The 12625-nt window shown below is 40.5% G+C and carries 7 protein-coding genes; all 7 read left to right on the top strand.

Annotated features, from left to right (window positions below):
* Positions 1 to 25: 25 nt before the first annotated feature.
* Positions 26 to 598, top strand: a complete 573-nt coding sequence (gene rsmD, locus CLOAM_RS08810; RefSeq protein WP_044279133.1) for a 16S rRNA (guanine(966)-N(2))-methyltransferase RsmD — start codon at positions 26 to 28, stop codon at positions 596 to 598.
* Positions 599 to 1130: 532 nt separating this feature from the next.
* Positions 1131 to 1613 (top strand): adenosine-specific kinase, encoded by a 483-nt coding sequence (locus CLOAM_RS08805; RefSeq protein WP_015425556.1) that lies wholly within the window; start codon positions 1131 to 1133, stop codon positions 1611 to 1613.
* A 2-nt stretch (positions 1614 to 1615) separates the two neighbouring features.
* Positions 1616 to 2197, top strand: coding sequence for an RNA 2',3'-cyclic phosphodiesterase (gene thpR / locus CLOAM_RS08800; protein ID WP_232502713.1), 582 nt, complete (start codon positions 1616 to 1618; stop codon positions 2195 to 2197).
* Positions 2187 to 3242, top strand: coding sequence for a recombinase RecA (gene recA / locus CLOAM_RS08795; RefSeq protein WP_015425554.1), 1056 nt, complete (start codon positions 2187 to 2189; stop codon positions 3240 to 3242). The genes thpR and recA overlap by 11 nt, the downstream gene beginning before the upstream one ends.
* The gene (locus tag CLOAM_RS08790) at positions 3202 to 3855 is read left to right on the top strand and encodes a regulatory protein RecX (RefSeq protein ID WP_015425553.1); all 654 of its coding nucleotides are present in this window, start codon (positions 3202 to 3204) and stop codon (positions 3853 to 3855) included. The genes recA and CLOAM_RS08790 overlap by 41 nt, the downstream gene beginning before the upstream one ends.
* Before the next feature lie 276 nt (positions 3856 to 4131).
* Positions 4132 to 10785 carry a carboxypeptidase regulatory-like domain-containing protein gene (locus tag CLOAM_RS08785; RefSeq protein WP_044279130.1) on the top strand — a complete coding sequence of 2218 codons (6654 nt, stop codon included), beginning with the start codon at positions 4132 to 4134 and terminating at the stop codon, positions 10783 to 10785.
* Positions 10786 to 11110: 325 nt separating this feature from the next.
* The gene (locus CLOAM_RS08780; protein ID WP_015425551.1) at positions 11111 to 12571 is read left to right on the top strand and encodes a Do family serine endopeptidase; all 1461 of its coding nucleotides are present in this window, start codon (positions 11111 to 11113) and stop codon (positions 12569 to 12571) included.
* The last annotated feature ends 54 nt before the right edge of the window (positions 12572 to 12625 follow it).

The following is a 12625-nucleotide window of genomic DNA, read 5'->3' as shown; positions in this document are numbered from 1 at the left end:
TCTAATAAAAGGATATGAGTCCCAAATGCGTATTATAACCGGTATCTATAAAAAAAGAAACCTGTTTTTAGTTCCTGGAATGAGTACCAGACCTACCTCTTCTTTCAATCGGGAAGTTATTTTCAGCGTTCTTCAGGATTATGCAGGTTGCAGGGTTTTAGACCTTTTTGCCGGAAGCGGTTCTTTAGGTTTGGAAACACTTTCACGAGGAGCTGTCTGGGTTGATTTTGTAGAATTTGCTCCTTCCGCTATTAACACTATTTTGCAGAATATAAATCTTTTAGGTTGTTCCGAGAATTGTCATCTCTGGCGAAAAAAGGTGGATGTATATTTGAAATCCTGTGAAAATAAATACGATATCATATTTATTGATCCACCTTATGACAAAAATTTGATTAACCCCACTCTGAAACTTATCTATGAAAAGTCACTGCTGAATGAGGAAGGTAGCATTATTGTGGAACATTCCCCTCAGGAAATCATCGCAGAGGAATTTTTGCCCTATATTACAAAGGAAAAGTGCTTTAAGAGGTCTCATTTTACCTGGCTGAGGGCAAGGAATAATGATTTAAGTAAGGAGTTGTCACTGCCGAAATAACTTTTAACCTATTCACGAATTTGTTTGGCAGTGAGGACTAAGGACGACTGGTTTCAAGCAGATTAAAAATATGAATTTTTAGCCACCGAAGCCACCGAAAAAAGAGAGAGTTTTTTACAAAGAGAAAAAGAGAAAAAGAGAGAAGAAAAAACAGCGAGAAAAAGAGAAAACAGAGAAAAGTGATAACTATTGAATTTTTTCGGTGGCTTCGGTGGTTCTTGGTGTAAAAAATTGCCCTAATCTGATTGAATTGCATAATTGCTTATTTTATAGTCCTTTCCTAATAGACCCCGTAACACTTCTGTAACACTTCCCTAACACTTCCGTTGTCTCGTTACGGAGTCGTTACTTATTTGTAACCTGGTTATTACTGCAAACAGAGAAGAAGGGTAAATGTATCTCTACAAGATACTTTTGGCAGAAATAGAGAATCGGAATTTGGCATCAAGGGGGAAAACTTTTCCTTGACATTCCTTTTTTGTTTTTTTTAAGGGTTAAGTAAGAGAATATGAGTTAGAAGGAAGAACACACAATGGAAATAATCACAGAAGCACTCAAGTTTCCCTCTGATTGTAACATAATCTTAGGTCAAAGCCATTTTATCAAAACAGTGGAAGACCTATATGAGGCGCTTGTTACCAGTGTACCGGAAATTAAATTTGGTTTGGCTTTTTGTGAATCCTCGGGTCCTTGTTTAGTTCGCAAAGAAGGAACGGATAATGAACTGATAGAAATAGCGGTGGAAAATATGTTTCGTTTAGGTGCCGGGCACAGTTTTCTGATTATTCTGCGGAATGCTTTTCCTATCAATATAATGCAAGCGGTTAAGGACTGCCGGGAAGTGGTTAATATTTTTTGTGCTACAGCTAATCCGGTAGAAGTGATTTTAGCTCAGACAGAACAGGGAAGAGGTATTTTAGGCGTTATTGACGGTTTTTCACCTAAGGGAATAGAATTGGATACAGATATTACACATCGGAAGAAATTCCTTTTGGATATTGGATATAAGCGTTGAAAATGATGATTCGCACTTTTATTGCCCTGGAATTACCCAAACCCTTGAAAAGTGAACTTGGGAGCGTAGTTAACAGATATTCTAAAACAACTCCGCCTTATGTAAATTGGGTTAAACCGGAAAATTTACATTTAACACTGCTTTTTATTGGAGATGTTCAGCCCCAAGAAATAAGGATTATAGATGAAGTGCTGGCAAAACAACTGGAAGGTTTTCCCTCTTTCATTTTTCGTCCTGAAGGTTTGGAATTTTTTCCTTCTCTTCAGCCCCATCTTTTATGGCTGAAGCTTTCCAGTGAAAATGAAGATATTTTCAAACTGAATAGGCGTTTGCTGAAAGAGCTTTCCGCCTGCGGAATTGAAGCGGATAAAAAAGCAATGAAATTACACATCACTTTGGCACGGTTGAAATCATCCCTAAATCCCGCTTTGGAAAGAGAAATAATGAGCAGAAAGATAAAACACGAGCCCCTATATTTTGACTGCCTTTGTCTGTTTAAAAGTCAATTATTTCCAGAGGGACCGCAATATACCGTTTTAAACAGATATAATTTAATTCACAGCCGGAGGATAAATGCTGGATAAAAACAAAGATGCTGCCTTAAAAACAGCAATTTCACAACTGGAAAAAAAATACGGTGTAGGAACTTTAATGCGCCTGGGAGATAAACCTCATCAGGTTGTAGATGTAATTCCTACAGGAGCTTTGAACTTGGATATTGCCTTAGGAATTGGAGGTATTCCCAAAGGTAGAATCACGGAAATTTACGGTGCTGAAGCATCAGGTAAAACAACTTTGGCTTTGCATATTGCGGCAGAATGTCAAAAACAGGGTGGAATAGTTGCTTTTATTGATGTTGAACATGCCCTTGATCCTATTTATGCCAAGCACTTGGGGGTAATTACAGATGACCTTTTGCTTTCTCAACCCGATGGAGGTGAACAGGCACTGGAAATTACTGAAACTCTTGTTCGCAGTTCTGCAGTTGATTTAATAATCATTGATTCCGTCGCTGCACTGGTTCCCAAACAGGAAATTGAAGGTGAAATGGGAGATAGCCATGTTGGCTTACAGGCACGACTGATGAGCCAGGCACTGCGAAAATTAACTGCTATCGTCTCTAAAAGCAATACTGCAGTTATTTTTATCAATCAGACAAGAATGAAAATAGGTGCCGGTCCCTATATGAACCCTGAAACCACAACCGGTGGAGTAGCTCTAAAATTCTATGCTTCAGTGCGCTTAGAAGTTCGGCATGGTGCCCAGATTAAAGATGTCGGCTCCGAATCACAAGTTATCGGAACTCGTACCAAAGTAAAAGTAGTGAAAAATAAATTCGCTCCTCCCTTTAAAACAGTAGAATTTCCTATTATTTTTGGCCAGGGTATCTCCAAACTGGATATCATTCTGGAAATGGCAGTTCAGCACGATATAATCAAGAAAAGCGGTTCCTGGTTCTCTTACAATGACCTCAAACTGGGTCAGGGAGCAGATAAAACCAAGCTCTATTTAACGGAAAACCAGCCACTGCTGCAAGAAATTGAAGCCAAACTAAGGGAAAAAATAAATCCCGAGGAATTCAATTTAAGTGCTGAAGAAAATGTTCCTGAAGACAACGAAGAAAGCTGAACACGATAAAAACTCGCTGATTATTATTGACAATGAAGTAAGGGGGATTCTTCCTGATAGAATCCTCCTTTCTTATTTCCCTCTTCCTTTTGCCGGGGAAATTGACGACGAACAAGGCAAAGAACTGCTTTCACTAATTGCCAAAAATGCCCGGCAACAACTCCTGAAATATGTATCCGATCAAGAACACAGCTCTGTTCAATGCCGACAATTCCTTTCCCGAAAACGCTATCCTGCGGAATTGATTGATAATCTCATAAAAGAATTCCAGAACAAAAAATATATTGATGACTTTCGCTTTGTGCAAATCCTTATTAGCTCTCTCATGGAACGGAAAAAAAGCAAACGCGCAATAGCACAGAAATTGAAAGAAACACGGCTGCCAAATGAACTGTGGGAAAGAAAATTAAACGAACTATACCCCCCCGAAGAGGAAAAAGAAAACCTGAAAGAACAAATTGTAAAACTGCGTTTCCGCTACCGCGATTTGCCTCTCAACAAACAAAAAGAAAAGGTCTTTGCTTCCCTCTATCGTAAAGGTTTTGACTTGGATGCTATCCACTCTGCCTGGCAAGAATGTAGTAGTAATAGATTCCTACCTTCGCAGGAATGACAAAAAAACGCAGGATTGACAGATAGACCTGCTTTTGCTCATAAAAGTGTAAGAGAGAAAAAATGCCTCGCAAAATTTTCTATGTAATGGGTATAAAAATTGCTTTTAAGTAGGTAAAGATGGATTTATTGTTGTGTTCTATAATTTATTAGTTCACAGAGATGTTAACCTATTTTAATGTCATAGTGTGTATGTGTTTCAGCCGGATGTAATATTTATGTGTACTCCGGATGTGTAAAACCCGTAAACAAGTATAGCAAAATCAAGGAGAAGGTTATGAAACGCTTATTTTTAGCAATTCTTGCCCTAACGCTGAGCATAGGAGGAATTCTTTCCGCTCAAACTTTGGTTAATATTGGAAGTGGAACTGCAGTTAATACTACTACAGGAGTTCCCACTCCCTACGGCACATATTACAAGAACTTTCATCAGCAATTTTTAATTTTGGCATCCGAATTAAATGATGCCGGTGGAGGTGCCGGTGATATCACTTCTATTGCCTTCAATGTCAGTAATTTAAATAATTGTAGTCCGATGCCGAACTACACGATTAGGTTAAAACACACAACTCAAACAACTCTCACTACTACTTTTGAAGTAGGGGATTATACAACCGTTTGGACTGCCCCGGAATTTATGCCTGTAACTGGTTGGAATGTGCATAATTTTACTACTCCTTTTAATTGGGATGGCGCTTCCAATCTCCTTGTGGATATTGTTACTACTTTAATAACCGGAAATTATACTCAGAATGCTTCTTGTTATTATTCTACCACTACTTTCAATAGCTCCCTCCGCTATCAAAGCGATAGTACCGATGCTTCTTCTTCTGCAACCGGAACGGTTTCTACTAATCGTTCCAATATGCAATTCATAATGGCTCCGGTTGTTGTAACCAATCCACCCAATCCGGCAATTTTAGTTTCTCCTGCCAATGGAGCTACTTTGGTTAGTCCCTCTGCAAATTTAAATTGGGTTAGCGGTGGAGGTGCTCCTTCCGGTTTTAAACTTTCTCTGGGAACCAATAATCCCCCTACAAACATATTGAACAATCAGGATCTGGGCTTGGTTACTACCTATGATCCCCCTCAAGATTTTGATCTTAACACTACCTACTACTGGAAAGTTACTCCCTATAATGCAATGGGAGATGCGGTAAGCTGTCCTGTCTGGAGTTTTACTACTCACGGTGAGCCGATTGTAAATTCCCTTCCCTATTTTCAAAACTTTGATTTAGTCATTCCTCCGGTTTTACCTTTTGACTGGACAAGTATTGTGCAAGCAGCAGTAACTACCGCTTATGTAGATACTTATGCTTCCACTACCTATGCTCACAGCCAACCCAATTGTGTCCGTCTCTATAATTCTTCGGATGCCAGTGCTACGGTTATGCTTGTAGCTCCTGTTTTAGGAGATGCTCTTGATCCTCATACGGTAAGAGTTAGATTTTGGGCTCGTTCTCTCAGTACAGGTTACAATATTTCTTTAGGAGTTATGACCAGTCAAACAAATCCTGCTACTTTTCAGGCAGTACAAAATATTGCTCTTACTACTACAATAACTGAATACATTGTTGATCTGACTACTTACACGGGAAACGGACGTTATATAACTTTTAAACACGGAGGCGGTTCCAGCGGGACTTTGTATCTTGATGATATCAGTTTTGAATTAATTTCACCCAATGATTTGGCTGCTTTTTCTATAACCGGAAATGTTACTCCCAGCGTAGGTAATGCAACTGACTATACGATAGGCCTAAAAAACTGGGGAACTGCCTCCCAAAGTGCCTATATAGTTAAACTGATGAGCGGAGATACAGAATTGGCAAGTGCTCCTGGACCAACTATTGCAGCTGGAGCTACTGCTACTGCAGTTGTCACTTGGACTCCTACAGTAGAAGGACCGATGAGCATCTATGGAAAAGTGGTTCTTACCGGTGATGTAAATCCCCTAAATGATAATTCCCCCTCAATAAATATTTCTGTTATGCCTGCCGGTGCCATTGTAGTAACAATAGGAGAAGGTAACTTGGCTGAAGGTGTGCCTTGGGAATTTTTCTACAAAAACAGCTTGTTCCAAACCCTGTATTATCAAGCCGAAATTGGAGTGATGGGTAATATAACTGCTGTTACTTTCTACAATAATTTCGTTACCAATTTAACCGATAAACCTGTAAAACTCTGGCTTGGCACAACTGATTTGGCGGATTTGAGTGCGGGTTGGATTTTGAATGATTTAACCCTGGTTTATGACGGCACCCTTAATTTCCCCAACGGAGAAAATACTATTGTAGTTCCACTGCAGACACCTTATCTCTATACAGGCGGTAATCTGGTTCTTTATGCCAATAGACCTATGGATACACAATATTTTAGCAGCAGTGATAATTTCAAAGCTCAAACCGTTGGCAGTAACCGTGCGCGTAAACTTGTCAATGACAGTGTAGCCTACGATCCGATGAATCCTTCTGCTACAGGAACGCTTTCGGGAACTTTTCCCAAGACCTCTTTTACTTTTGTAGTAACCGGAATGGGTTCTTTAAGCGGAACGGTTACCAGCAGTGGCTCTCCTCTTGCCGATGTTCTAATTCAAGTAAGTGATGCTAATTATTCCTACACCCGTTATACTAATGCTGCGGGTGAATATTCTTTCCAGTATCTGCCTATTGGCAATTATTCTGCAACTGCTTCCAAGCTGGGTTATGAAACTCAATCCGTTACCGTAACAATTATTGAGAACCAGAATACGGTGCAGAACTTCAGTTTGGTCTCTTCCAGCACGGTCTCTGTCAGTGGACATATTGTCGGTAGCGATCAGCCGACTGTAGGAATTGCCAATGCTCATATATTTTTGGATGGACCTCTGGATTATGAAGGTACTTCCAATGCCAATGGTGATTTTACGATAACCGGTGTTCTTTCCGGAAATACCTATAACTATACCATTCAGGCAATTGGCTATGCAGATTTGACCGGAACTGTGGTAGTTGGTTCCACTAATGTAAATATGGGAACCTTGGTAATGAGTGAATTAGCTCTTCCTCCGGTGCAAATTGTAGCAGAAGAAAATACTGCTCAAACGCAAGTAACCCTTACTTGGCGTCCTCCCGGATCAACAGGAACCGGAGTTGGTTTGGAAGATTTTGAGCTTGACGATGGCGGTTGGGTTCCTTCCTCTAACTGGACAAATCCTTTGGGAGATTTTGAATGGACTAATACTTACGATGTAGCCGACTGGTCACCTTCTTATACCGGAACGAATATTGTTCCTCCTCCTACAGCGCATTCTGGAACCGGGATGTGGGGAACAAAAATAAATACAAACTACACTAATTCCGGTGGATTCAATTATCTCACGAAGACATTCAATTTCAGTACGATATCGAACGCCCAACTGAGTTTTTGGAGCTGGGAAAATGTGTTTGGAAATTTTGATTACTGTCAAGTAGCTGTGAATGGAACTTTGGTGTGGGGCCCTTCTTGGGATTATACTTCAACTCAATGGCGACAAAGAGTTATTGATCTTTCTGCCTATGACGGTATGTCTGAAGTAACAATTCAATTCCAGATGTGGGCATCAACTGTCGTCAATTATGCCGGTTGGTATATAGACGATGTTTATGTTGGAACAGCTCAAACATATATTGCCAATTCTCATTTACCAGTTATGCCTACTGCGTTAAAGGGTTTAAGTGAAATGGAAGCAGCTAAAGTAGCAAATGAACTTTCCTTACAAGAACCTCAAAGAACAGTTCAGAGTAGTGATTATAGCAGAACTGATAACCGGGTTCTAAACGGCTACAAGGTCTGGCGATTGATTTCCGGTAACGAAAATAACGAAAATTCCTGGACTTTGCTTACTGCTAATACTATTACCGATACAACCTTTATTGATACTGGCTGGGGAACTTTACCGGACGGAAATTACCGTTGGGCAGTGAAAGGTGTTTATACCAATAATTTACTTGGTCCTGCGGGCTTTTCCAATCTGTTGATTATGCTACGAAACGATATGGCAGCCAATACAATTTCCGGTTCTCTTACTCCTACGGTTGGAGTAGCTACTACTTACACAATTGGAATTAAAAATGTGGGAACTCAAGCTAAGCCCGCTGGAAGTTATACAATTAAGCTAATGAGTGGAGATACAGAACTGGCAAGTGTTCCCGGCCCTGCTATCAATCCCAATCAAGTCCTTGATGTGCCAATCAACTGGACTCCTACAGAGCAGGGAACTATGGTTATCTACGGTAAAGTATTCTTAACGGGAGATACCAATAGCGCTAATGATCAAACTCCCACTCTCACTATTCTCGTAAATCCTTCCGGGGTCTTTATGATTACCATAGGTGCCGGCGGTCAGTTTGCTCGGATGCCTGTTGATATGTATTATAGAAACAGCATCTATGAAGGGCTATATTATCCTGCCGAAATGGGTGACTTTATGGGGCAAATAACCGGTATCCAGTTCTATAACAACTTCTATACCGATCTGCCCAATATGCCTACCAAGGTCTGGATCGGAACTACCACTTTAACTTCTTTGTCGGATGCCTGGATTCCAGTTTCAGAATTAACCCTTGTTTTTGACGGGAATATCAACTATCCTGCTGGCGATAATATAATTACTATTCCCTTCAATGCTCCCTATTTCTATCTGAATGGAGAAAACCTGGTAATCTTTGTGCAACGTCCCTGGGAAGGCGCATATCACAATTCCAGCGATGATTTCCACGCACAAACAGATGCTACTTATACAGGACGCTCCAGACGAATGTATAGTGATTCCGTTACCTATGATCCCAATAATTTGCCTGCTACAGGAGCAACTGTTTCCGGTCAATTCCCCAAAACTACCTTAATTGTAATTCCTGGAGGAGTGGGACATTTGGAGGGCACAGTAGTTGCTACTGGCAGTATTCCTTTGGAAGGTGTAGCGGTTAATATTGCCACTTCCACTTACAGCGCAGTTACAGACGCTCAGGGACATTATCATATTGCCAATATTATTCCTGATGATTATACTGTGAACTTCAGCAAGTATGGTTACATCAGCCAAAGTATCAATATTACCATAGAGGAGGATGAGACCGAAATTCTGAATGTAACAATGCAACCGATGCCTACCGTTTCTGTTACCGGAACTATTGTAGCCAGTGATACCGGAGCTGGAATTGCCGGTGCATCAATATATCTGGTTGGTTACCAAAATTATAATACAACTAGTTCTGCTACTGGTGCTTTCAGCTTTCCTGCAGTTTATGCCAATCAGACCTATGAATATACAATTATTGCTACCGGTTATACAACTGTTACGGGAACAATCAATGTAGGAGCCACTAACTACAATATGGGCAGTATTACTATGAACGAAGTTGCTTATGCACCTTTTGGTGTTGTAGCTGCTCTGAACGATATTTATACGGCAGTGAATATCAGTTGGCAGGCACCTGATCCTACAGCGGTAGATGTTACTGAAGGTTTTGAAGGAACTGTCTTTCCGCCTTTGCAATGGACTCAAATCATCAACAATACAGGACCAGAAATTATTCCGGGGGTTTTACCAACATGGTGCAGATTTGGAACAGTTAATGCAGGCGGGAATCCGATAAATCCACCGGAAGGAAATTATCAGGCAGGTCTGTGGTGGGATTATGAACATCAGGATGAATGGTTAATTACTCCTACTTTCAATTGTCCTCCAATGGCTTATCTTACTGTAGATGCCTATATTTATCGGGGTTCTATTTATGACGACCACTATTACATCAAGGTTTCTACCGATAATGGCACAAATTGGACTGTTTTGTATGATGCTACAGCCGCTACAGGTGGCTGGAATTATTATGTCTCACCTATCTATCTGAATATGGAGGCATACGGTGGACAGCAGATTAAAATTGCTTTTCAGGCCGATGATCCCCCTTCCAATGATGGCCTCTGGTATGGTTGGTTTATAGATAATCTCTACATTGGCAATGCGGTTCAAGGTGTGAAATTTGCGGGTTCCGACCTGCTTCCTTCTCGTTCTAAAGTTGCGGTAGAGAAGGTCTCTTCCGAGTTAGTTGTTGCTCCCTATCCTTCCCGAGATGCAATTGAAGGGAAGAGAGAGCTTCCCACAGTCCGGATAGACAAAATTACAACTCCAACACGGTCGGAAAGGTCTTTGCAGGGCTATAAGGTCTGGCGTTTAACTAGCGGAAATGAAGCAATACCGGATACCTGGACTCTGCTAACCACTGAACTGATAACTACTTTGGCAACAGTTGATTCTGCCTGGACTGCACTTCCTAATGGAAGTTACCGTTGGGCTGTGAAAGCTGTTTATACTGCCAATGTTACTTCTGTTGCTTCATTCTCCAATGTTCTGAATAAAGAAACACAGATGGGTAATATTGTTGGTTTTGTGCGGAAACAAAATAATCAGCCCATTGCCGGAGCCACAGTAACTGCCGGGGGAATTTCTGCTACCACTAATTCAGCGGGAGCCTATTCTTTGGCTTTATCCATAGGAACTTACAGTGTAACGGCTTCAGCAGCGGGTTATCAACCGCGAACAATTGACGGGGTTGTGGTTTTGCCCAATCAAAATACCACTTTGAACTTTGTGCTTGATCCGGTAGCTAATGAGGATGAATATTTGCCTGCTGTTTCTACGGAACTGATAGGGAACTATCCCAATCCCTTCAATCCGGAGACCACTATTGCCTATTCTATTAAGGATAGATGCAAAGTGCGCTTGGAGGTCTATAACCTGAAAGGACAACTGGTGAGAACCTTAGTGAATGAAGAAAAGGCAAACGGACATTATAAAGCGGTCTTTAACGCTAAGGATGAGAAAGGCAATACCCTTTCTTCCGGTATCTATTTCTATCGCTTGCAGGCGGGAAATTATATTTCCACGCGGAAGATGCTGCTGATGGAATAGACAGAGTTGAAGGTTTAGACACTAATAATTATATATCAAGGGCGGAAGTTAATTCTGCCCTTTTTGTGTTTTATATTGGATTCCTGCTTGCGTAGGAATGACAAAGATAGCGTTCTTGCCTATGATGTTAGCGTTTGTCATTCCGCCCTTGATGCGGAATCCCATTAAATATGGTTTCAGAAAGAACTTCATTTTCCACTTGACTGTAAACACTAATCAGGATATATTGTTTTAGAATTTTATTAATTACGGGTTTTCCCGCAGGTTTTTTGTCTTTCGCAAGTATAAAATAAAAGTAAATCTAATTTCAGAAGAAGGAGATTTAATGATGAAAATGTGGAAACAAATAGTCCTGGTGATAGTGGCATTATTCTTAATGAGTTGTGCCATAGCAAAAGATAATATGATTGACCCTAATGCGCCCAATCCTGTAGTAGAAGTAGTTAAAAATGTTCGCGATGCGGTAGTTCAGATTAGGGTAGAGGCAAAAGTGACGGTTCAGAATTATATTAATCCCTTTTTTAACGATCCCTGGTTCCGGCAATTTTTCAATTTTCCTCAGGAACAGACGCGTCCTATTGTTTCTTTAGGAAGCGGTTTTATTTATGAATATAACCCTAATACCCGTGAAGCATTTATTTTAACCAATAACCATGTAGTAGAAAAGGGCAGGGAAGGCACAATTACAGTTACGATGGCGGATAAAGTTGTCTATACTGCAACAGTAGTTGGTTTAGACCCCAATACCGATGTTGCTGTTATTAAAATTGTGGTTAAAGAAGGTGAAAAAGTTACTGTTGCGCCTTTAGGTGATTCGGACAAGCTGCAAATTGGGGAATGGGCTATTGCTATTGGCAATCCTTTCAGCGAAGGACTGGATAGAACAGTAACTTTGGGAGTGATTTCCGCAACCAGTAGAGCCAATCTTAATTTGGGTGAGAATGCTCCTATCTATCAGGATTTTATTCAAACCGATGCTGCTATCAACAGTGGCAATAGTGGCGGTCCTTTACTAAATATCAAAGGAGAAGTTATAGGTATCAATGCTGCCTTGGCAAGCACCAACGGAGGCAATGTAGGAATCGGTTTTGCTATACCTATCAATCTTGCCAAACGGGTGGTAGAAGACCTTGTAGCCAGTGGAAAAGTAACCCGGGCTTATATTGGTATTCTGGCTCAGGAAATAACCCAGGATATTATGGAATCCTACGGTTTGAAAGAAGTTGCAGGAGTTCTTGTTGCCAAAGTGGAAAAAGATTCACCTGCCGAAAAAGCAGGTCTCCAGGTTGAGGATATTATTCTGGAAATAAACGGTCAGAAAATTACCAGTGTTCCAAAATTTCGTATAGCGATTGCTACTGCCAAAGCAGGACAGGAAGTAGCATTAAAAATCTTACACAATAAAAAGGAAATGACCGTGAAAGTAATCCTGGAAGCATATCCTGAAGATACTATCGCTACAGCAGATACAACCAAAGGAACCCTTGCTACAGGAATCACTGTAGAAGCAATAGATAGTCCTATAGCAAAACGCTTGAATGTGACAAGCGATAAAGGTGTTGTAGTAACTAAAGTGGAACCGAATTCCGTTGCTGCCAAATCTGGATTAAAAGTTGGCTATGTAATTCTAAAAATTGAAGGCAAAGAAGTGAACAGCCCCAAAGAATTCAATACAGAACTGGAAAAAGCAAAGACCAATATGGAAAAGGAAAACAGGAAGACCATTCGCTTGTATGTGCTGGATACTAACAATCAACCTTCCATTCTTATTCTGAAATTTGAATAAGCTAAACAGATAGAAACAGATTAAAGCGGAAGATAATATTGTCTTCCGCTTTTT

This window comes from Candidatus Cloacimonas acidaminovorans str. Evry, from assembly GCF_000146065.2.
In the GTDB taxonomy this organism is placed as follows: domain Bacteria; phylum Cloacimonadota; class Cloacimonadia; order Cloacimonadales; family Cloacimonadaceae; genus Cloacimonas; species Cloacimonas acidaminivorans.
Note: the sequence above shows the minus strand (reverse complement) of the source record. Positions and strands in the feature narration are given on the sequence as shown.